Here is a 21353-nt window from a genome sequence, read left to right as displayed (position 1 = left end):
GACTCCTAGAGATTCGAAAAGTGGAGGCGGCTTATGCGGCGAGGCCGGCCAGCATGCCGGTAACTGGTGACCATTCGGTGATGCGGGTTCCGGCGATGACTCCCGCTGCTGCGAACGGATCCTGCTTCAGGATCGAGTTGAGGGCGGCCTCATCAGCGGCCTTGAAAATCAGCAGCGCCCCGGCACCGTCACCGTACGGCCCGCTGGCCAGGATGGCGCCGTCCTGGGCCAGGCCCGCGGTCCATTCACGGTGCGCCGGCCGGACGGCATTGCGTTCTTCAGTGGATTCGGCGGCATAAACGTACTCAACGGCAAAAACTGTCATACCGCTACCCTATCGCCCCGCCTGCCTTCGCACGCATCCGGCCGGCAGCCTGCCATGGATCCGCCGCCCCTTTTTCATCACGCCAGGAAGGTGACCTTGACGGCCGCCGCCGTTCCGGCGGCCCACAGCATGGACGTCAGCGTTCCGATGATGAACCGTTCGGCGGCCACGGGGGTTTCCTTCAGCTCCGCGAACCTGCCCAGGCCCTTGATGGCCACGATGTAGGCGATGGCCACCGGCTGGCCGGTGAGAATGGCAAGGCATACTCCCAGCCGCTCAAGGATTCCGATGATGGCACCACCACGGAGGATCCGCTGGGTGGGAGCCGCGGGCTCGGAGCCAGGACTGCCCGACGGCGGCGTGCCGGCCCGGGCGGTCAGCTCATCGTCCACACTCTGGGCCCCGGGTGGAGTCGGGGGGTCGACGGTCACGTCCGCGGACGGATCATCGGCTGCCCTTCCGGCTTCTTCGGCCGCCTTGGCGGCGTCTGCCTTGTCATCAATGGTCTTGGCGAGCCGGAACACCAGTGCTGTCACAGGCCAGCCGGCGAATCCTGCCACGAGCAGCGCAACCGTGATCCAGAGTGCGTTCACTGGTTTCCTTCTGTCGGGGTGCGGGCAATCAGGGACTGCGCGTGGTCAAGTAGCATGGCCGCTGCGGGCCTCGCCGCCCATTCTTCCTGCCATCCGGACCTCAGCACGGCACGGCTCACCGACTGCTCGGTGATTCCCAGTTCCTGGGCCACCTGCTTCTGGCTGCCGTGCCTTCCCTCCCCCTGCGCACGCAGATGGTCCACCACCCGCCACTGGGCCTCCGTGCGCTGCTGCACCAGACGCCCGATCAGCCGAAGCACCGCCTGGGCGTTTGAGCAGGCCGTGATGCCCTCCTGTGCTGCATTCTTCTGTTGCGGGGACCGGATGTCCTTGCCACGAACCATGGTGCCGGGTACCACTGACAACGGGACCTGGCCTGCTGCGCCCTTGGCCAGTTCCACCGCCCTGCGCGCCGCCACGAAGCCGCTTCCGGACCCTTCGCGGGGACTGGCACCCGGAGCGAGCTGGACGCCGCCAATGCCGATCCCCACGTACCAGTACCCGCTGCGCAGTGCATGCAAGGCGATGTCCACCACGTCCGCAGCGTGTTCCACGACGCCCTGGAGTTCGTCACCCACTGAGCGTTCGAACGGAACCGGTGTCAGGTTCCGCAGCGCGGCGATCAGGTCCGGGACGCGGTCCACGTCCGAGGTGCTGCCCCGCTGGTCAATGGTGAGAACGTACATGTTCCCACCCTAGGCAGCTGATCCCGCCGAATCAACCATCAATGGCTGATTAGTAAATATCAGCCGTATTAGGCTGATAGACGCCGATCACCCTGGACAGCATCAGGACCTGCCACCTGACGGGTGCCGCTTAGCGCGAACCATCCTCCGGCCACCGCCATCGCCACGGCTCCTGCGGCCTGGGTAGGCAGGCTGCTCCCCGTGGTGGCCTGGCCCAGGACAACGCCGAGGGCGTAGAACAGCACAGCCCCGGCAACCCAGAGCGCCGCGGCCGGACGGGGCAACCGTTGGGAACGCCACGCTGCGATGCCCAGTAATACCGTTCCCACAAACGCGAGCACGAGGCCCAGCAGGAAAGTCCCGGTCATGGAGCCAGGAAATTCCAGCTGCATCACCTGCTGGTTCCCTGCAAGATAGGCCCTTCCAACAGCGGGTGTGACAAAGGTAGAAATTACTGCCGGCACCAGCAGCAGGGCGGTGCCCATGGCAGCAGTGACCATCGCTCCCAGCGCCAGCCGTCCCGCCCGGCTGTTGGCCAGGCAGCAGCCCAGGGCGAAGATCCCGAAGATTGCCACGACGGTGCCCAGCGTGCTGCCCACGAGGTGGCCGGTCTGGTAGGAGTCGGAGCTGACAAACCGGGCCCAGGCGGCCGGGTCCTTGTCCTGGTCCGGCTGGGGCTCCAGGCTGGACCACGCGGTGACCAGCCACGCCGCCGGCAATGCCCAAAGTCCCGCCCGGATCCAGTGTCCGATGTTCCGGGAGTTCATGTGTTCATCCTTTCTCGAGGTGGCTGCAGGGCCCGCCTCTCGATGGAGTCACAGGCGTCAGCCGAAGAGGTTCACCGGCTTCACGATGTCGGCATAGATGAGGAGCGCGCTCATGCCCATGAGCAAGGCGGCCACTACGTAGGTCGCCGGCAGCAGCTTCGCAATGTCGAAGGCTCCCGGGTCAGGTTTGCCGAGCAGCCTGGCCACCCGGCGCCGCGCGCCCTCATACAGGGCGCCGGCAACATGTCCACCGTCCAGGGGCAGCAGCGGGACCAGGTTGAATACCGCCAACGCGAAGTTCAGCCCTGCCAGGAGGCCGATCAGTGCTGCCAGGCGGGACTGGACGGGGATTTCTTCCATGGCGGCCACTTCACCGGCCACCCTTCCCACGCCCACCACGCTGATGGGGCCGTTGGGGTCGCGGGGCTCCTCGCTGAAGGCAGCCTTCGCCACGCCCACAACGCGTGCGGGCAGGTTGAAGACCACCCCTGCCACCTGGCGGATGTTCTCCCCCGCCATCGGAAGAACGGACGACGCCGGCTGGGCCACCAGTTCAGTCCGGGAACCGATGCCCAGGAAGCCGACATCCTGGTAACGAAGGTTGCCGGCGTCGTCCTTTTCCTGGCGTCCGTCCGCCCCAATAACGGGACGGGCCGACAGCACCGGAGTCACGTTGGTGGACACCTGGGCGCCGTCCCGCTCCACGGTGATGGTTACCTCGCGCCCCGCGGAGGCCCGGATCCATTCCGTCAGCTGGTCCCAGCTGTCCACGGCCTTTCCGTCAAAGGCGATGACCCTGTCACTGGGCTTGAGTCCTGCCGCGGCGGCGGGCGTGAGCCGGCAGTCCGCGGAATCCGGGTCCACGGTCTCCCCTGCCGCCACCTGGCACTTGGAGACGTCGGAGATGGTGGTGGTGGCCGTGGCGACGCCAAAGCCCATCAGCAGGACGGCGGTGAGGAGCACGCCGAGCACCATGTTCATGGCAGGCCCGCCCAGCATCACGATGATCTTCTTCCAGACAGGCAGCCGGTAGAAAACCCGGTGCTCGTCGCCGGGACCCACTTCCTCATGGGCCACGGACCGGGCTTCAGTAGCCAGTGTCTGGAACATGCCCGTGCTGGAGGGGCGGACCGAGCCGTCTTCCTTGTTGGGCGGGTACATGCCAATCATGGACACGTAGCCGCCCAGCGGAATGGCCTTGACGCCGTACTCTGTTTCGCCTTTCCGCCGGGACCAGAGCGTGGGGCCGAAGCCGATCATGTACTTGGTGACGCGGACCTTGAAGAGCTTGGCCGGCACCAGGTGGCCCACTTCGTGGAGCGCGATGGAGGCAGCGATGCCGATCGCCACAAAGACGACGCCGAGGACAAAGAGGAGAACGGGGGTCATTGTCGTGCTGCTGCTTCCTAGAGACTGCTGACTGCTAAACGTTCGTGGGCGCGGGAGCGTGCCCAGTCCTCAGCATCCAGCACTGACTCCACCGTGAGCCCGGAGGAGCCTGAATGTTCGCTGAGGACGGACTCGATGGTGTCCACGATGTCTGTAAACCTGATGCGCCCGGCGTGGAAGGCTGTCACCGCTTCCTCGTTGGCTGCGTTGAACACGGCGGGGAACGTGCTGCCCTGCTTCGCGGCGTCCTTGGCGAGTCCGACGGCGGGAAAGGCCTCCCTGTCCAGCGGCTCGAACGTCCACGTGGCGGCTTTTGTCCAGTCGCAGGCTGCGGCCGCTTTGGGCACCCGGTCCGGCCAGCCCAGCCCCAGGGCGATGGGCAGGCGCATGTCCGGCGGAGAGGCTTGGGCAATGATGGACCCGTCGATGAACTGCACCATTGAGTGGACCACGGACTGCGGATGCACCACGACGTCGATCCGGTCCAGGGGAACATCGAACAGCAGGTGCGCCTCGATGACCTCCAGGCCCTTGTTGACGAGGGTCGCCGAGTTGGTGGTGACCATGACGCCCATGTCCCAGGTGGGATGGGCCAAAGCCTCCTGCGGGGTCACGCCGTGCAGCAGGTCCCTGCTCCTGCCACGGAACGGGCCGCCGGAGGCGGTGAGGATCAGTTTTTCCACCTCCGCGACAGACCCGGAACGCAAGCACTGGGCGATCGCCGAATGTTCGGAATCCACGGGCACGATCTGGCCTTCGCGGGCAGCGGCCTTCACCAGTGAGCCCCCCACAATAAGGGACTCCTTATTGGCAAGCGCCAGCATGGCGCCGGATTTGAGCGCCGCCAAGGTGGGCGCCAGGCCGATGGAACCGGTGATTCCGTTAAGGACCACGTCGGCCTCTACACCGGCAATACGGGTGGACGCGTCCGGGCCGGCAATGATTTCCGGCCGGTAACCCTGCTTGCCGGCCGCTGCTGCGGCTTCGGCCACCAAGGAGGCCAGCTGTCCGGGGTCGCCGCCGGCGATGCCAATGACAGGGGCCCCCGTGTGCACCGCCTGGCGCGCCAGGAGTTCCAGGTTGCCTCCCCCGGCACTGAGGGCCACCACTTCGAAAAGGTGCGGGGCGCCGTCGACGACGTCAATCGCCTGGGTGCCGATGGAACCGGTGGATCCGAGGAGGACGATTCTGCGTGGCTGCATTGCTTAAGTATCCCGCACCGCGCTGCCGGACAACCGCTCGCGGACACCCTCTGCCGCAAGAAGGGCAGGATGAGCGGGGCTGGACACGCAGCGCAGGCACGGTCACGGCTGGCGGCACCGCTTAGGCTGCTCCCAGTTCCACCAGGCCCTTGGCCAGGGTGGACACAGCTCCCAGGTAGGCGATGGCCGTGACGATGCGCCGGGCGGAGGACGGACGCACCCGGCCGGAGAGCAGGTCGCCGGCAACGATTCCGGTGACCATTGCCGCCAGGATCGCCAGCCACTGCCAGCCTTCCAGGGCGGGAACGTGACCGCCGGACAGCACATATTTGCTGGTCAGCGAGGTAAAACCGGTGGTGATGAAGTACGGCTGCAGCGTGGCGCTGAAGCTCTTCTGCTCCCAGCGGGTGGCAATGGCATAGGCCGTAGCGGCAGGCCCGCCTACTCCGGCGGCGGCGTTCATCAGGCCGCTGGAAAACCCCAGGGACATCATGGGTACCGGGCCGCTGGCACGCCATGAACTCCTGGTCAGCCGCTGGGATGCGAGCAGGGCGGCGATGAGCAGGAGGCCGATGCAGATCTCCAGTGGGGCTTCGGGCACGTTGCTGGCCAGCCAGGCCCCGGGCAGGACGCCCGCCAGGGCGGCGAGCGCCAGGCCGAAATACTTCTTCCAGGCCACGTGCCGCCAGACCCGGGAAAGGATGAGGAGGGACGATGACGCGCCGCAGAGGTTGATGATCATGACGCCGTCGAAGGGGCCAAGGAGCACCACCAGCACCGGGGACACGAGCAGCCCAAAACCCAGGCCGGCAATCCGCTGGGCCAGGGCGCCTGCAACAACGGCGATCAGCACCAGCACAAACATCCCTCGATCCTAGTGGCAGGTCCGTTGGGAGCGGGCGTAACGTGGACTGCGTGGACTGGCTCTCCTGGTTTGATGCGCCGGAATACGAGTTCGCCCGGCAGGTGCTGCAGCGAGGCGTGGCGGCACTGTATTTCGTTGCGTTCCTGTCCTCGCTGAACCAGTTCCCGGGTTTGTTGGGTGAGCGCGGCCTGCTTCCGGTGCCCGAGTATCTTTCCGGCTTCAGCCGCCTGCGCCGGCCCTCCCTGTTCCGTTGGCGGTATTCTGACCAGCTGCTGCGGTGGGTCTGTACCGTCGGGCTGCTGGTATCGGCGCTGCTCGTGGCCGGCATCCCGCAGCAGGGCCCGCCGTGGGTTCCCCTGGTCGCGTTCCTTGTTCTGTGGCTGCTGTACATGTCCATCGTGAACGTGGGCCAGACGTTCTACGGTTTCGGCTGGGAGATGCTGCTCCTGGAGGCCGGGTTCACGGTGGCCTTCCTGGGCTCGGACCAGACAGACCCGCCGCGCACCATCCTGATCCTGGTTGTGTGGCTGGTGTTCCGGCTGGAGTTCGGTGCCGGAATGATCAAGATCCGCGGCGGCCGGGAATGGCGCGACCTGACTGCCCTCTACTACCACCACGAGACTCAGCCCATGCCGGGGCCGCTAAGTCGGCAGGCGCACCTGCTGCCCAAGCCCCTGCATAAGGTGGAAGTGCTGGGCAACCACTTCGCCCAGCTGGTGGTGCCGTTCTTCCTGTTTGCTCCACAGCCTGTTGCCAGCGTCGCGGCAGGCATTGTCATCGCCACCCAGCTCTGGCTGGTGGCCACGGGCAACTTCGCGTGGCTGAACTGGATTGCCATCGTGCTGGCCTTTGCCGCGGTCAGTGACCCCGTGGCCCACGCCGTCCTGCCGGCCATTCCGCTGGACTGGCACGGAGCGCCGGGCGTGGACCGGGAAACGCCGCTGTGGTGGCTGGCCATCACCCTGGCCGCCACACTGCTGCTGGTGGTGCTCAGTTATTGGCCGCTGCGCAACCTCTTCTCCCGCCGGCAGCTGATGAATGCCAGCTTCAACCGGTGGCAGCTGGTCAACACCTACGGCGCGTTCGGCACGGTCACCAAGCAGCGGATTGAAATTGTTGTTGAAGGTACCCTCGACGAGGAGCCGGACGACTCCTCCGAGTGGCGCGAGTACGGCTTCAAGGGCAAGCCTGGCGACGTCCGCAGGCTCCCGCGGCAGTGGGCGCCCTACCACCTCCGCCTGGACTGGCTGATGTGGTTCCTGCCGCTGCGGACTGTCCACGAGGAGTGGTTCTACGCCTTCCTCGGCAAGCTCCTGGAGGCGGACCGGCAGACGTTGCGGCTCCTCCGCCATGACCCGTTCGACGGCGCCGCGCCGCGTTGGGTGCGCGTGCGCAGCTACCATTACCGGTTCGCCAGCCGCAAGGAGTTCCGGGAGACCGGGGACCGATGGGTGCGGCGGCTGCTGTACGAGCCGATCCCGCCGCTGTCTTTGCGGCGCTCGCCGGGCCGGCTGGGCTGAGGCTCGCCCGGGCGGCTGTGATGAAACGGTCAGCTAACCCAGGGCCTGGGCGCGGCGGATGATTTCCTGCGCGTGCTTGATGATTGGACCGTCGATCATCTTTCCCTGGTACTGGAACACTCCCGAGCCTGCTGACGCCGCAGCCTCAAGCAGGGCTTCAGCCGCGGCCACTTCTGGACCGGATGGTGCGTAGGCAGCACGGACCACGGCCGCCTGGCTGGGATGGATGCAGGCTTTTGAGCTGAAACCGGAAGCCACGGCGTCGGCAGCTTCCGCTGCGAGGCCGGCCAGGTCCGGGATGTTGGTATAGACGGCGTCCACAGCTTCCTTGCCGTGGGCACGCGCGGCGAGCAGCACCGACGAACGGGCGTGGAGGGCCACGGCCCGGTAGCCGCCGTCGTCCTTCCTGCTGGAGGTCCCGCCGAGCGTTGCCAGCAGGTCCTCGGCTCCCCACATCAGTGCCACGACGTTGGGGGCGGCGGCAATGGCGGGGGCATTGAGCACCCCCAGTGCTGTTTCGCACAGCGCGATCACCTGGTAGCCCTCAAGTGCCTCAAGCTGCTGGGCCGTTTCCGTCTTGGCCAGCATGACAGTGTGGTACGGCGTGTGCTTCAGGCAGTGCAGGTCCTTCTCGAATTCCTCGGTTCCTGCCGGGTTCATCCTGATGATGGTCCTGCTGGGCTCCAGCTCCGGCACGTCGCCCGTTGCGCCCACCTGGGCAAGGATGGCGCCCCGGGCGCGCTGTTTGTCCGCCGGCGCCACGGCGTCCTCAAGGTCCAGGATGACGGCGTCGGCACGGTCGGCGGCCTTCTGGTAGCGCTCCGGCCGGTCGGCAGGGCAGAACAGCAGGGCGGAGCCCATCACAAAAGTCATACCGGCATTGTCTCCTGTCCGTCGGCTTGTCCACCGCGGAGGTGCGCCTGGTGGGCTTCCCGTGTCCACATCAGGCAGCTCCGCGTGGCCAGTGCCACCACCGTGCCGTCCTGGTTCCGGCCTGTGTGCTCCATGGTCACGATCCCCTGCCCCGGCCGCGATCCGGACAGCCTCTTGCCGCTGATCACGGTCTCGGTGTACAGGGTGTCGCCGTGGTACAGCGGATGCGGGAATGAGGCGTCGGCCAGGCCCAGCTGGGCAATGATGGTGCCTTGGGTCAGCTGGGAAACGGACTGGCCCACCATGGTGGCCAGGGTGAACATCGAGTTCATGAGCCGCTGGCCGAACGGCTGGCCGGCACTCCAGGCGGCATCCAGGTGCAGTGCCTGTGTGTTCATGGTGAGCGTGGTGAACAGGACATTGTCCGCTTCCGTCACCGTGCGCCCGGGGCGGTGGGCGTACGTGACCCCCTCTTCCAGTTCGTCGAAATAGAGCCCGCGCTGCTCAATGACGCGCGGCTCGCCCTGGGCGCCGGTCATACGGTCAGTTCCCGGTCCTCTTCGAAAAGGTCCGCGCCGGTGGCGGCTGCCACGTCCTCCACGGAGACGTTGGGCGCCAGTTCCCGCAGTACCAGCCGGGAACCGGACTCGTCCGCGACGACGTCGATAACCGCCAGGTCCGTGATGATGCGGTCCACGCAGCCTTTGCCTGTCAGGGGCAGGGAGCACTGCTGGACAATCTTCGGGTTTCCGTTGCGGTCCACGTGCTCCATCATCACGATCACCTTCTTGGCGCCGAACACCAGGTCCATGGCGCCGCCCATGCCCTTGACCATCTTGCCCGGGATCATCCAGTTCGCCAGGTCGCCGTTGGCGGCAACTTCCATGGCACCCAGGACTGCCACGTCCACGTGGCCCCCGCGGATCATCCCGAAGGATGACGCGGAGTCGAAGAAGGCGGCGCCCTTGTTGACCGTGACGGTTTCCTTGCCGGCGTTGATGAGGTCCGGGTCAACGGCGTCCTCCGCAGGATAAGGTCCGACGCCGAGGATTCCGTTTTCGGAGTGGAGCACCACTTCCACGCCGTCGGGGATGTAGTTGGGGATCAGCGTGGGCATGCCGATCCCCAGGTTGACGTACTGCCCGTTGCTGAGTTCCCTGGCCACGCGGGCGGCGAGTTCGTTCCGGGTCCAGCCTTTGGTGCCGGCGGCGTCGCCAGTCATGTCGTGCTGTTGGGCGGCCGCCCGGCGGTATTCTGGGCGGACGCCTTCGGGCCGTGGAGCGTAGGGGCTGTTGGGATCCATGGCTATGCTCCTGCCTGCCGGTGGGTGCCGGCCTCGTTCCCGGATGTTCCACTGCCTGGCCGGGGAAGGGCAACGGTGCGTTTTTCAATGCGCTTTTCCGCGTTGGCGGCCAGCACCACCCGCTGGACGAAGATTCCTGGAGTATGGATGTGTTCCGGGTCCAGTTCGCCCGGCTCCACCAGTTCCTCCACCTCGGCGATGGTGATCTTTCCTGCCATGGCGCAGAGCGGGTTGAAGTTCATTGCCGTGGCGTGGAACACCAGGTTTCCGTGGCGGTCGCCCTTCCAGGCGTGCACCAGCCCGAAGTCCGGCGTCAACGATTCCTCCAGCACGTAGTCGACCCCGGCGAAGGAGCGGACCTCCTTTGGTGCCGATGCGATCGCAATCCCGCCCTCGGCGTCGTACTTCTGCGGCAGTCCGCCCTCGGACACCTGCGTGCCAACGCCCGCCTTGGTGTAGAAAGCCGGGATGCCGGCGCCGCCGGCGCGCAGTTTCTCGGCCAGGGTGCCCTGCGGGGTGAGCACCACCTCGAGCTCGCCGGCCAGGTACTGCCGCGCGAACTCCTTGTTCTCGCCTACGTAGGAGCTGATGGTGCGGCGGATCCGGCCGTCCCGGAGCAGGATGCCCAGGCCCCAGTCGTCCACACCGCAGTTGTTGCTGACGGTTTCCAGCTCCGCTGTTCCGGCCCGGTGCAGCGCGTCGATCAGGGTGACCGGGATGCCGCAGAGACCGAACCCGCCCACCGCCAGGGAGGCACCGTCCGGTATGTCCGCGACAGCTTCGTCAGCGCTGGCAACAACCTTGTCAATCATCAGTGATCCTCTCAGGCCGGCTAACTCCGAAGTTACTACAGACCCGTTGCTACAGGCCCAGCTCGCGGGCGATCAGCATCAGCTGGACCTCCGTGGTGCCCTCCCCCACTTCAAGGATCTTGGAGTCGCGGTAGTGGCGTGCCACGGTGAACTCGTTGATGAAGCCATAGCCGCCGAATACCTGGGTGGCATCCCGCGCGTTGTCCATGGCTGCCTCGCCTGCGACCATCTTAGCGATGGCCGCCTGCGTCTTGAACGGCTTGCCGGCAAGCATGCGGAACGCCGCATCATAGTAGGCCAGGCGGGCGGTATGGGCCCGGGCTTCCATGCGCGCAATCTTGAACGAAATGGCCTGGTACTTCCCGATGTTCTGCCCGAAAGCGCTGCGTTCGCTGGCGTACTTGACCGACAGGTCCACGCAACCCTGGGCTGCACCGGTGGCCAGTGCCGCGATGGCGATGCGGCCCTCGTCCAGAATGGACAGGAAGTTGGCGTAGCCGCGCCCCTCCACCCCCAGCAGGTTGGCCTCCGGGACGCGGACATCCTTCAGGGTCAGCGGATGGGTGTCCGAGGCGTTCCAGCCCACCTTGTTGTAGGGCTTCTCCGCCTTGAAACCCGGGGTATCGGTGGGCACCAGGATGGTGGAGATTTCCTTTTGCAGTGTGCCGTCACCGCGGTCCTTTTGGCCAGTGACGGCGGTGACGGTGACAAGGCGCGTGATGTCCGTTCCGGAGTTGGTGATGAACTCCTTGTTCCCGTTGACCACCCACTCTGTCCTGTCGCCGGCAGTCTCCCGCAGGGCGTGGGTCTTGGTGCCGCCCGCGTCCGATCCTGCCTCAGGTTCGGTGAGGCCGAAGCCTGCGAGTGCCTGTCCCGACGCCAGCATGGGCAGCCACTCCTGCTTCTGCGCTTCCGTACCAAACCGGTAGATGGGCATGGCGCCCAGGGAAACCCCCGCTTCGAGGGTGATGGCCACGGACTGGTCCACCCGGCCCAACTGCTCCAGGGCGAGGGCCAGGGCGAAGTAGTCGCCGCCCATTCCGCCGAACTCCTCGGGGAAGGGCAGGCCGAACAACCCCATCTCCCCCATCTGCTTCACCACCTCGTAGGGGAAGCTGTGCTCCTCGTCGTGCTTCGCGGAAACGGGTGCCACCACGGTGTCCGCGAAGTCCCGGACGGTGTGGCTGAGGTCCTGGTATTCCTCGCTGAGTTCAAACCCTGCCATGTCTAGGCTCCTTCGCCGTTGGGATCGTTAGGGGTGTTTGTATCTATCAGGGGATGGACCGTGGCCAGGACCTGGTCCGCCTTCACCAGGTCTCCGGGACGGATGCTCAGGTGTACCGTCCCCTCCAGGGGAGCCAGCAGCTGGTGCTCCATCTTCATGGCCTCCACCGAAACCAGCACCTGGCCGGTCTTCACCATGTCCCCGTCGCTGACCGGGACGGACACCACGGTTCCCGGCATGGGTGAGCGCACGGCCGGATCGGCAGCGCCCTCCTCCCGCTGTATCGCCGCAAGGACCCGCTCAAGCCGCGCTTCGCGGGTCAGGACTTCCAGCCGGCAGGACCAGCCTTCATGGCCGAGGAAGAGCTCCGACGGAGCGCCGGGCAGCGGGTTGGTCCACGTGGGGCCCGCCGGTCCGGTGTAGACCGGGGCCAGCGAGTACTCCCTGGCCTCGCCGTCGAGCTCCAGCCGGAGGCTGCTCCGTGATGCGAGGGACAGTGAGACGCGGCGCAGGCGCCCGCCGTCCACCTGGACGGATGCCTGGATCGGCTCAGAGGCCCGGGCCAGGCCCTCCGGCACCTCCAGGCCGCTGACTGCCACGGTGGCCACGCCGCCGTCGGGCGTTCCGATGCTGATGCGCCGCGGCGCTGCCTGGCCCACCCGCCAACCGTCCTGCCGCTGCCAGGGGCCGGCCGGCGGGAGCGGTGTGTTTTGGCGTTCCAGCTCGGCCGCATAGAGCGCGGCTGCCACGAATTCGAAGGCGCCTGCCCGGCGGAAAGCGAGTTCGGGCATCCTGCGCCCGATCAGGCCGGTGTCCAGCCGCCCGGCCCGGACGTCGCCGTCGTTAATCAGCAGGCGAAGGTACTCAACGTTCGTGTGCACGCCCAGGGCCGTGTATCCGGTGAGGGCCTCGTCCAGCGTATCCAGGGCATCGGTCCGGTCCTTGCCCCAGGCGATGACCTTGGAGATCATCGGATCGTAACTGGACGAGAGCTCCAGTCCTTCGATCAGCGATGAGTCCACGCGGACCCTGCCCCGGGCGGCCACCACTTCGGTGCGCTCCGGCGCGCTGGGCCGCTGCCGCGGGCCGGGCAGCTCATGCAGCAGGAGCACCCTCCCTGTAGAGGGCAGGAAATTCCTTTCCGGCACCTCCGCGTAAACGCGCGCCTCCACGGCGTGGCCATTAAGTTCGACGTCGTCCTGCCGGACGGTGAGTTCCGCGCCGGCGGCGATCCGCACCTGCCACTCGACGAGGTCGATGCCGGTGACCATTTCAGTGACCGGGTGCTCCACCTGCAGCCTGGTGTTCATCTCCATGAAGTAGAACTGCTCCGGTTCGTCGTCTGAGACGAGGAACTCGACGGTCCCGGCGCCGCTGCAATTGACGCTGCGGGCGGCATTGCAGGCGGCCTCGCCGATGCGGGCACGGAGGGCAGCACCGTCCGGGTGCGCTTCGAGCAAGGGCGACGGCGCCTCCTCGATGACCTTCTGGTGCCGCCGCTGCAGCGAGCATTCACGCTCGCCCAAGTGGATGACGTTGCCGTGGGTGTCCGCCAGCACCTGCACCTCGATGTGCCGCGGAGTGGATACCAGGCGTTCCAGGAACAAGGTGTCGTCGCCGAAGGCGCTGGCGGCCACGCGCCGGGCGGTGGCCAATGCCGCAGGCAGATCCTCCGGCCGTTCCACCACGTGCATGCCCTTGCCGCCGCCGCCCGCAGAGGGCTTGATCAGCAGCGGAAACCCTACGGCGTCGGCTGCCTGTACCAGCTGCCCATCCGTCATGCCGGGCTCCGCCACGCCTGGCACCACGGGGACGCCGTAGCCCGCCACGTGGTTCTTGGAGCGGATCTTGTCCCCCATCATGTCCAGCGCGTCAACGCCGGGGCCGATGAAGGCGATGCCGGCCTGGTCCAGCGCGCGGGCGAAGTCCGCGTTCTCGCTCAGGAAGCCGTAGCCCGGATGCACAGCTTCCGCACCGGCCGTGCGGCAGGCCTCGATGATGGCTTCGATCTTCAGGTAGCTCTCCGTGGCCGCGGCGGGGCCGATCCGCACGGCAGCGTCAGCCTCGCGCACGTGGCGCGCACCGGCGTCGGCATCGCTGTAAACGGCCACCGACCGGATTCCCAGCGCGCCGAGTGTGCGGATCACGCGGCAGGCGATCTCACCGCGGTTGGCCACCAGGACAGTGCTGAACAGGGGCCTGTTTGCCGTGGAGATACCGGCGAAGGAAGGAGTAGTCATGTGCGGGCTCACATCCTGAAGAGGCCGAAGGAGGTTTCCGGCAGCGGCGTGCGGGACACGACATCCAACGCCAGCCCCAGCACGGTGCGGGTATCGGCTGGATCAATCACGCCGTCATCCCACAGCCTTGCCGTGGAGTAATAGGGGCTGCCCTGGTCCTCGTACTGCTGGCGGATGGGCGCTTTGAAGGCCTCCTCGTCCTCGGCGGACCATTTCTGGCCCGCGGCCTCGAACTGGTCCCGCTTCACGGTGGCCAGCACGCTGGACGCCTGGTTGCCGCCCATGACCGAGATCCGGGCTGCCGGCCACATCCACAGGAACCGGGGTGAGTACGCGCGGCCGCACATGGAGTAGTTGCCGGCGCCGAAGGAGCCGCCGATGACCACCGTCAGCTTGGGCACCCGGGCGGTGGCCACGGCCGTGACCATCTTGGCGCCGTTCTTGGCGATGCCTCCTTGCTCCGAGTCCTTGCCCACCATGAAGCCGGAGATGTTCTGCAGGAAGACCAGCGGAATGCCGCGCTGGTCGCAGAGTTCGATGAAGTGCGCGCCTTTGAGGGATGACTCGCTGAAGAGCACGCCGTTGTTGGCCACGATGCCCACAGGGTGGCCGTGCAGCCTGGCGAAGCCGGTTACCAGGGTGGCGCCGTACTCCTTCTTGAATTCATGGAACCGGCTGCCGTCCACCAGCCGGGCGATCACCTCGTGGACGTCATACGGGGCGTTGACGTCCGTGGGCACGGCACCGTACAGCCCGTCAGGGTCTGCTGACGGTTCGACGGCGGCACTTACGTCCCACGCCGGCCGCGCCGGCGGCGGGAGGGTGGAGACGATGTCGCGGATGATCTGCAGCGCGTGTTCGTCGTTTTCGGCAAGGTGGTCCGTCACGCCCGAAATCCTTGAGTGGACGTCCCCGCCGCCAAGCTCTTCCGGAGTGACGATCTCTCCGATCGCGGCCTTTACCAGCGGCGGCCCGCCCAGGAAGATGGTGCCCTGGTTCCGGACGATGACCGTTTCGTCGCTCATGGCCGGCACGTAGGCGCCGCCGGCGGTGCAGGAACCCATGACCGAGGCGATCTGGGGAATCTTGGCCGCGGACAGCCGTGCCTGGTTGTAGAAGATACGCCCGAAATGCTCCTTGTCCGGAAACACCTCGTCCTGCTTGGGCAGGAACGCTCCGCCGGAATCCACCAGGTAGATGCAGGGCAGCCGGTTTTCGAGGGCGATCTCCTGGGCCCGCAGGTGCTTCTTGACGGTCAGCGGATAGTAGGTGCCGCCCTTGACCGTGGCGTCATTGGAGATGACCAGCACGTGGCGCCCATGGACCAGCCCGATGCCCGCGATGACGCCGGCACCGGGGGCCTCGTTGTTGTACATCCCGTTCGCGGCCAGCGGGCCGATTTCGAGGAAGGGGCTGCCGTCGTCGAGCAGCTGGTCGATGCGCTCGCGGGGCAGGAGCTTTCCCCGGGCCACGTGGCGCTGCCTGGACTTCTCCGGGCCGCCCAGGGCTGCGTCCGCAAGCCTTTTCCGCAGGTCCGCCACCAGCTGCAGCTGTGCTTCGCGGTTTTCCACGAAGGCCCCGCTCGAGGGATCGAGCCGGCTGGCAATGGTCTCCATTGACGCATCCTGTTCATGTTCGGACCGGCGGGCGAAGCCAACTCGGTTAGTGCTGAGTAACTGAAATTCAGGTTAGTCTCGATTAACTGTGATGTCCAACACAGGGCTGCCTTGCTAGACTCACCGGGTCCGAGGAGGAATTGTGCCAAGCACCAACGCCGCGCCGGCTGGCGAGCGCAGCAGTCCAGCGCAGCCCAGCAGTACCCAGCAGCGCGGCAGTACAACCCAGTCCAGCAGTACAACCCAGCGCAGCAGGGCGAAGGAGAACCGCCGCCGGGCGCTGCTGTCCGCTGCCGCTTCGCTGTTTGCCCTGCACGGCTTCAACCGGGTTTCCCTGGAAGACCTCGGTGCTGCCGCGGGCGTCAGCGGCCCGGCCGTATACCGCCATTTCCCGGGCAAGCAGGCGGTGCTGGCCGACCTGCTGGTCACCGTCAGCCAGGAACTGCTGGACGGCGGGCGCCGGGTGGTGGCGGCCAATGCGGACCCCCTGGCCGCGCTTCGGGGGCTGGTGGAGTTCCAGGTGGATTTTGCCCTGGGCAAGCCGGACGTGATCCGGGTCCAGGACCGGGACTTCAGCAGCCTGTCTGAACAGGACCAGGACGCGGTGCGGACCCTCCAGCGCAGTTACGTGGAGGTCTGGGTGGATGTCCTGGCGAGGCTCCATCCCGCAACCGACATTTCAGAGCTCCGGATGCGTGCCCATGCCACGTTTGGCCTGATCAACTCCACCCCCCATTCGGTCCGCAGCCACGGCCGGAAGGTGGCAGCCGGAACCGCCCGCCCGCTGCTCGAGAGCATGGCACTGGCCGCGTTGCTGGTTGACGCCTCCCCTGGCCCCCAGCACGAACGGCCTTGGACCGCTTAAGCGGTGCCGGGCAGCAACGCTCAAGCGGTCCAGGGCCGCCCCTGCAGGTAACCGCTGGATTTAGACCATGGTCAGGACCATGCCTGGATCGGCCAGGATGGCACCCACTCCTGCGAGGAAACGCGAGCCCTGTTCGCCATCCACCAGCCGGTGGTCAAAGGACAGGCTCAGGGTCATCACCTGGCGCAGGGCAATCTCGCCGCGATACTCCCACGGCATCTTCCGCACGGCCCCCAGGGCAAGGATCGCCGCTTCCCCGGGATTCAGAATGGGCGTGCCGGCGTCGATCCCGAAGACGCCGATATTGGTGATGGAGATGGTGCCTCCGGACAGGTCCGCGGGCGGGGTCTTGCCGGCGCGGGCGGTTTCCGCGAGCGCTGTCAGTGCTTCCGCCAACTGTGCCAGGGACAGAGAGTCCGCGTCCTTGATGTTGGGCACCGTGAGGCCCCTGGGGGTTGCAGCCGCTATGCCGAGGTTCACGTAGTCGAACGTGACAATCTCCTGGTTTTCCTCGTCCCAGCGCGAATTGAGCGACGGATTGTGCCGGAGGGCAACAAGCACTGCCTTCGCAGCGAGGGTCAGCGGAGTCAGCTTGCGGCCCGCGAATTCCCTGCTGTCCCGGAGCCTGGCCAGCAGTTCCATGGACGGAGTGACGTCGACAGTCAGGAATTCCGTGGCATGCGGCGCGGTGAACGCACTCTGCACCATGGCAGCAGCCGTGAGTTTCCGGACGCCCTTGATGGGGGTCCGGCTCTCCCGCCCGCCCGGCCGCGCGGCCGCCGTAGGAGCAGCTGCTTCGTGGCCCACGCCAGCGACTGCACCGACGCCAGCGGACGTGCCCTCCACGAAGTCCTGCACGTCCTCGCGGGTGATCAGCCCCTGCGGACCGGTCCCGGCGACATCCGCCAGGTCCACCCCGAGATCCTTCGCCAGCTTCCGGACCGGGGGCGTGGAACGGGGGCGGTCAGCAGCAACCCCGGCAGGCTTGGTTTGGACGGGGCCTGTTTCGGCAGGCTCCACCACCAAGGGCCGGGTTTCGGCAGGACTGCTGTCGACTCGCCTGGATTCGGCAGGCTGGGCCGCCGGGAAGTTCCGCGGCCGCCGCGCGGGCCGGCTGGTGCTTTCGACGACGGCGCCGTACCCCACGAGGTTTGGTTCCCTCTTCGGCGGCCCGGACTCCGCCCCGGACGCAGCCTCGCCCGTTCCCTCCGAAGGTGCCGTCCCGGCGTCGTCCGCTACCTCGAACGAGACGATGGGCTTGCCCACCTCCACGACGGTGCCCGGCTGTTCGTGCAGTTCCTTGATGACCCCGGCGAACGGGGACGGTAGCTCCACCACTGCCTTGGCCGTTTCAACCTCGGCAATCACCTGGTTCAGGCTGACGGTGTCGCCGACTCCCACCTTCCAGCTGAGGATCTCCGATTCGGTGAGTCCCTCGCCCAGGTCCGGTAACCGGAATTCCTTGATCATGGTGGCGCTCATCCTTCCAGCCCGCTGAGGGAGTTCGGCCGGCCAAGGGCACGGTCCACGCCGTCGAGGATTCGGTCCAGGCCGGGCAGATGGTGCATTTCAAGTTTTGAGTAGGGGTAGGGAATGTCGAAACCGGTGACCCGGACCGGCGCGGCTTCCAGGTAGTAGAAGCACCGCTCGGTAATGCTCGCTGCCACCTCTGCGCCCAGGCCGCCCGACTGCCCGGCCTCGTGGGTGATGACCAGGCGCCCGGTACGGCGGACGGAGGCCACAACGGTGTCATAGTCCACCGGCGCCAGGGACCGAAGGTCGATGACCTCGATGGAAATCCCTTCGTCGGCGGCCGCGGAAGCGGCATCGAGGGCCGTCTTGACCAGCGGGCCGTAGGCCACCAGCGTGACGTCGCCGCCCTTGGCCAGCACGCGCGCCTGGCCCATGGGCACCGCGGCGTTGGGGTCAACGGCCTCGTCCACTTCGCCTTTGTCGTGGTACCGGCGCTTGGGTTCAAAGAAGAGTACGGGGTCGTCACAGGAAATTGCCTGCTGGATCACGGTGTACGCGTCCTGGGGGTCCGCAACCGTCACCACGCGAAGGCCGGACGTGTGGGTGAAGTAGGCCTCCGGCGATTCGGAATGGTGCTCGGGTGAGCCGATGCCTCCGCCGAACGGAACCCTGATGGTGATGGGCATCTTTACCGCTCCGCCGGTGCGGTAGTGGATCTTGGCCACCTGGCTGACGATCTGGTCGAACGCGGGGTACACAAAACCGTCGAACTGGATTTCCACCACCGGGCGGTAGCCGCGGTAGGCGAGGCCGACGGCGGTGCCCACAATGGCCGATTCCGCCAGCGGCGTATCAACCACCCGGTGCTTTCCGAAGTCCTTCTGCAGCCCGTCGGTCACACGGAACACGCCGCCGAGGGTGCCGATGTCCTCACCAAGGAGGACCACTTTGGGATCGTTCTCGAGGGACTTCCGCAGGCCGGCGTTGATGGCGCGGGCAAAGGTCATCTGGGTCATCAGCGTGCACCTTCTTCTGAAACGGCCCCTGCGGGATCACCGAAGGAGGCCAGGTAACGGGCGTAGTGGTCCTGCTGCCGGTCCAGCCAGGAATTGGGTGTGCTGTAGACGTGTTTGAAGACGTCCATGGGCTCCGGGTCCGGCATGGTGGTGCACCCCGTGCGGATCCCCCGCGCCACGGCGTCGGCCTTGTCCTTCACCTGCTGCTGCAATTCTTCGGTCAGCAGGCCCTTCCGGTCCAAAAGGGCGGCAATCCGGCTGATGGGGTCCTTGGCAGCCCAGTCCTCAAGTTCGTTGGCGTCGCGGTAGCGGGTGGGGTCATCCGCCGTGGTGTGCGGGCCCATCCGATAACTGACCGCCTCGATGAAGGTGGGGCCGCCGCCGCGCCGTGCCCGGTCCAGGGCCACCCGCGTTGCCGCCATAACGGCCAGGACGTCGTTACCGTCCACGCGCAGGCTGGGAATACCGAACCCGGCAGCCCGGTCCGCGAGGTGGATGTGGGACTGGAGCCGGACGGGCTCGGAGATTGCCCAGTGGTTGTTGGTGCAGAAAAACACCACGGGCACCTGGAAGCTCGCGGCAAACACCATGGCCTCGTTGACGTCGCCCTCGCTGGTGGCTCCGTCACCGAAATAGGTCATGGCCACCGAATCAGCGCCGTCGTTCTGGATGCCCATGGCGTAGCCGGTGGCGTGCAGCGTCTGGGCGCCAATGATGATCTGCGGGGTGGCCATGTTGACGGTGTAGGGGTCCCAGCCTGAGGAGGCATTGCCGCGCCACACCCGGACAAGGTCCGTCAGGTCCACTCCACGGCAGTAAGCCACCCCGTTCTCGCGGTAGCTTGAAAAAACAAAGTCATCGCTGCGCAGCGCCCGGCCCGAGCCGATCTGCGCTGCTTCCTGTCCCAGCAGCGGCGGCCACAGCCCGAGTTCTCCCTGCCGCTGCAGGGCGGTAGCTTCGATGTCGATCCGCCGGATGACGGTCATGTCCTCAAAAAGGGAACACAACTGCTCGTCGGTGATGTCCTTGACCCAGTAATCGAACTCCGGATGGCTGACCCGTTCCCCGGATGGGGTAACCAGTTGGACCAGGTCCCGTCCCTGGCCATGGGGGTGCCCCGCGCTGGTGGAGGCGGCTGATCCGCCCTGGCCCGTTTCGTCTGTAGACACGATAGCCCGCAATCTTCTCACGTGGTTGACCCGCAGTTTTGGGACTTGTGGTCCCGCTGGCCGCTGGCCGCCCGGGCACCTTTGCCCCGGATATTTGTGACCCTACTCACAATGCTCAGGAGGTACAACCACCGGCGCGATCATTGAGCAAAATGCTCTGCGGGGCGGTACTGGACCGTGCTAACGTTGCGCATTATGCAAGCCTTGGATGGCACCGATACCCGCCTGCTCTCGGTCCTGGCCCAGGACCCCCGAAAGACAGTGGTGGCGCTGGCCCAGAAGCTTGGCCTCTCCCGTAACACCGTGCAGGCGCGCATGGCGCAGCTGGAGAAGAGGCACGTCTTCCTGTCCTTCGAGCGGCGGATTAATCCGGCCGCGCTTGGCTACCCGCTGATGGCGTTCATTTCCGTCCACGTCCAGCAGCAGCGGCTCACCCAGCTGGCGAAGGAACTGGCCGATATCCCCGAGATCCTTGAGGGCTACGGCCTGACAGGTTCGGCGGACCTGCTGCTGCGGGTGGTTGCCTTGGACGCCGAAGACCTGTTCCGGATCAACGGGAAGATCCTGGCGTGCGCCGGCGTGGACAGGACAGACACGGCGCTGGCCATGGGAGAACTCATCCCTTTCCGCGTGCAGCCCCTGCTGGACCGCGGTTCCGAACGCGGCTAGCAGGCTGTCCCGCGTCAACGGAAGTACGACGGCGGGAAGCGGGCTGGAGTACGACGCCGGCGGCCCGCGCTATAGGCTGGTGCCAGTTAACTGGCGGGACCGGCACCACGATCCCCGCCACCAAGCGGTGCGAAGCACCACTTTTCCCGAAAGGCTCCATTTTGAGCGCTCCTCAGGAACCGTACCAGCCGGGCCACTCCAGCCTCGGGTCCCGGCAACTGCCGCAGCAGCCCCCCTTCGGTCAGGATTCGGAGCCCGCACCCTTCGGGCTTCCGGGACAGCCGCCGCCTAGGAGCCGGCGGAAACTGTGGATTATCCTGGCCAGCGTCGGGGGTGTCCTGCTGCTGGTGATCCTTGGGATCGTCATTCTGGTCAACATAGCGGGCAGCGCCACCAACCAGGCGCGAGGCCTGGCTGACGGGTTCACCAGGCTGGTCCTGGCTGGGGAGAACTCCCGGGCTTACGACGAGTACCTTGATCCGGCCCTGCAGGAGCAGCTGTCCAAGGAGGCCTTCATTTCCGGCGTCGAGAGCCTGGAGATGGACAAGAACTGCAAGCCGGACTACCGGGACCTCAAGGTGGGCACGGAGAACGGAATCAAGTCGGCAGACATTGCCGGACTCATCACCTGCGAAGGCAAAGTGGTGGACCTGGCCTACCGCTTCGAGGGACCCGACGAGCTCAAGATGACCAACATCAAGCTGCGGCCCGCAGGCTAGCAGCGCCCGAAGGCCTGCAGGGAACG

At 66.5% G+C, this 21353-nt stretch carries 21 protein-coding genes; 4 read left to right on the top strand and 17 right to left on the bottom strand.

Annotated elements, in window-relative coordinates; all coding sequences use genetic code 11:
* Nucleotides 1-31 precede the first annotated feature (31 nt).
* The 7 genes from KTR40_RS06695 to KTR40_RS06665 all read right to left on the bottom strand — a co-directional run bounded on the left by KTR40_RS06695 (nucleotide 32) and on the right by KTR40_RS06665 (nucleotide 5827).
* Nucleotides 32-325 (bottom strand): YciI family protein, encoded by a 294-nt coding sequence (locus KTR40_RS06695; RefSeq protein ID WP_228405677.1) that lies wholly within the window; start codon nucleotides 323-325, stop codon nucleotides 32-34.
* Nucleotides 326-402: 77 nt separating this feature from the next.
* On the bottom strand, nucleotides 403-918 hold the full coding sequence (locus tag KTR40_RS06690; protein WP_228405676.1) for a hypothetical protein: 516 nt from the start codon (nucleotides 916-918) through the stop codon (nucleotides 403-405).
* On the bottom strand, nucleotides 915-1604 hold the full coding sequence (locus tag KTR40_RS06685) for a MarR family transcriptional regulator (protein WP_228405675.1): 690 nt from the start codon (nucleotides 1602-1604) through the stop codon (nucleotides 915-917). The genes KTR40_RS06690 and KTR40_RS06685 overlap by 4 nt, the downstream gene beginning before the upstream one ends.
* 68 nt (nucleotides 1605-1672) lie before the next feature.
* Entirely contained in the window at nucleotides 1673-2371 is a 699-nt protein-coding gene (locus KTR40_RS06680; protein ID WP_228405674.1) for a hypothetical protein, read from the bottom strand.
* A gap of 57 nt (nucleotides 2372-2428) precedes the next feature.
* On the bottom strand, nucleotides 2429-3760 hold the full coding sequence (locus tag KTR40_RS06675) for an RIP metalloprotease (protein ID WP_228405673.1): 1332 nt from the start codon (nucleotides 3758-3760) through the stop codon (nucleotides 2429-2431).
* Nucleotides 3761-3777: 17 nt separating this feature from the next.
* Nucleotides 3778-4962 (bottom strand): 1-deoxy-D-xylulose-5-phosphate reductoisomerase, encoded by a 1185-nt coding sequence (gene dxr, locus KTR40_RS06670; RefSeq protein ID WP_228405672.1) that lies wholly within the window; start codon nucleotides 4960-4962, stop codon nucleotides 3778-3780.
* A 121-nt stretch (nucleotides 4963-5083) separates the two neighbouring features.
* Nucleotides 5084-5827 carry a TSUP family transporter gene (locus KTR40_RS06665; RefSeq protein WP_228405671.1) on the bottom strand — a complete coding sequence of 248 codons (744 nt, stop codon included), beginning with the start codon at nucleotides 5825-5827 and terminating at the stop codon, nucleotides 5084-5086.
* A 50-nt stretch (nucleotides 5828-5877) separates the two neighbouring features.
* On the opposite strand from KTR40_RS06665, the gene KTR40_RS06660 reads away from it, so the two are divergent.
* The gene (locus KTR40_RS06660; protein WP_228405670.1) at nucleotides 5878-7347 is read left to right on the top strand and encodes a lipase maturation factor family protein; all 1470 of its coding nucleotides are present in this window, start codon (nucleotides 5878-5880) and stop codon (nucleotides 7345-7347) included.
* 33 nt (nucleotides 7348-7380) lie between these two features.
* On the opposite strand, the gene KTR40_RS06655 is transcribed toward KTR40_RS06660, so the two are convergent.
* Genes KTR40_RS06655 through KTR40_RS06625 form a run of 7 tightly spaced genes read right to left on the bottom strand, consistent with a single transcriptional unit; the run spans nucleotide 7381 to nucleotide 15416 of the window.
* Entirely contained in the window at nucleotides 7381-8220 is an 840-nt protein-coding gene (locus KTR40_RS06655; RefSeq protein ID WP_139028682.1) for a CoA ester lyase, read from the bottom strand.
* The gene (locus tag KTR40_RS06650) at nucleotides 8217-8759 is read right to left on the bottom strand and encodes a MaoC family dehydratase (protein WP_228405669.1); all 543 of its coding nucleotides are present in this window, start codon (nucleotides 8757-8759) and stop codon (nucleotides 8217-8219) included. The genes KTR40_RS06655 and KTR40_RS06650 overlap by 4 nt, the downstream gene beginning before the upstream one ends.
* On the bottom strand, nucleotides 8756-9523 hold the full coding sequence (locus KTR40_RS06645) for a CoA transferase subunit B (RefSeq protein WP_139028680.1): 768 nt from the start codon (nucleotides 9521-9523) through the stop codon (nucleotides 8756-8758). The genes KTR40_RS06650 and KTR40_RS06645 overlap by 4 nt, the downstream gene beginning before the upstream one ends.
* Nucleotides 9524-9525: 2 nt before the next feature.
* Nucleotides 9526-10335 (bottom strand): CoA transferase subunit A, encoded by an 810-nt coding sequence (locus tag KTR40_RS06640; protein WP_228405668.1) that lies wholly within the window; start codon nucleotides 10333-10335, stop codon nucleotides 9526-9528.
* A gap of 49 nt (nucleotides 10336-10384) precedes the next feature.
* Nucleotides 10385-11560, bottom strand: a complete 1176-nt coding sequence (locus KTR40_RS06635; protein WP_228405667.1) for an acyl-CoA dehydrogenase family protein — start codon at nucleotides 11558-11560, stop codon at nucleotides 10385-10387.
* 2 nt (nucleotides 11561-11562) lie between these two features.
* Nucleotides 11563-13800, bottom strand: coding sequence for a biotin carboxylase N-terminal domain-containing protein (locus tag KTR40_RS06630; protein WP_228405666.1), 2238 nt, complete (start codon nucleotides 13798-13800; stop codon nucleotides 11563-11565).
* A gap of 8 nt (nucleotides 13801-13808) precedes the next feature.
* The gene (locus KTR40_RS06625; RefSeq protein ID WP_139028676.1) at nucleotides 13809-15416 is read right to left on the bottom strand and encodes a carboxyl transferase domain-containing protein; all 1608 of its coding nucleotides are present in this window, start codon (nucleotides 15414-15416) and stop codon (nucleotides 13809-13811) included.
* A gap of 142 nt (nucleotides 15417-15558) precedes the next feature.
* Here KTR40_RS06625 and KTR40_RS06620 point away from each other — a divergent pair, with 142 nt between their 5' ends.
* Entirely contained in the window at nucleotides 15559-16281 is a 723-nt protein-coding gene (locus tag KTR40_RS06620; RefSeq protein ID WP_304940893.1) for a TetR/AcrR family transcriptional regulator, read from the top strand.
* A gap of 60 nt (nucleotides 16282-16341) precedes the next feature.
* On the opposite strand, the gene KTR40_RS06615 is transcribed toward KTR40_RS06620, so the two are convergent.
* The 3 genes from KTR40_RS06615 to pdhA are packed head-to-tail and all read right to left on the bottom strand — an operon-like array spanning nucleotide 16342 to nucleotide 19939.
* Complete coding sequence (locus KTR40_RS06615; protein ID WP_228405665.1) at nucleotides 16342-17751, bottom strand: 2-oxo acid dehydrogenase subunit E2; 1410 nt, start codon at nucleotides 17749-17751, stop codon at nucleotides 16342-16344.
* A gap of 8 nt (nucleotides 17752-17759) precedes the next feature.
* The gene (locus tag KTR40_RS06610; protein ID WP_139028673.1) at nucleotides 17760-18770 is read right to left on the bottom strand and encodes an alpha-ketoacid dehydrogenase subunit beta; all 1011 of its coding nucleotides are present in this window, start codon (nucleotides 18768-18770) and stop codon (nucleotides 17760-17762) included.
* Nucleotides 18770-19939, bottom strand: a complete 1170-nt coding sequence (gene pdhA / locus KTR40_RS06605; RefSeq protein ID WP_228405664.1) for a pyruvate dehydrogenase (acetyl-transferring) E1 component subunit alpha — start codon at nucleotides 19937-19939, stop codon at nucleotides 18770-18772. The genes KTR40_RS06610 and pdhA overlap by 1 nt, the downstream gene beginning before the upstream one ends.
* Before the next feature lie 195 nt (nucleotides 19940-20134).
* On the opposite strand from pdhA, the gene KTR40_RS06600 reads away from it, so the two are divergent.
* Nucleotides 20135-20608, top strand: a complete 474-nt coding sequence (locus KTR40_RS06600; protein WP_228405663.1) for an Lrp/AsnC family transcriptional regulator — start codon at nucleotides 20135-20137, stop codon at nucleotides 20606-20608.
* A gap of 161 nt (nucleotides 20609-20769) precedes the next feature.
* On the top strand, nucleotides 20770-21327 hold the full coding sequence (locus KTR40_RS06595) for a hypothetical protein (RefSeq protein WP_228405662.1): 558 nt from the start codon (nucleotides 20770-20772) through the stop codon (nucleotides 21325-21327).
* Nucleotides 21328-21353: the final 26 nt, after the last annotated feature.

The sequence above is a fragment of the Pseudarthrobacter sp. L1SW genome, assembly GCF_020809045.1.
GTDB lineage: Bacteria > Actinomycetota > Actinomycetes > Actinomycetales > Micrococcaceae > Arthrobacter.
This window is presented reverse-complemented; position numbering and strand designations above follow the sequence as displayed.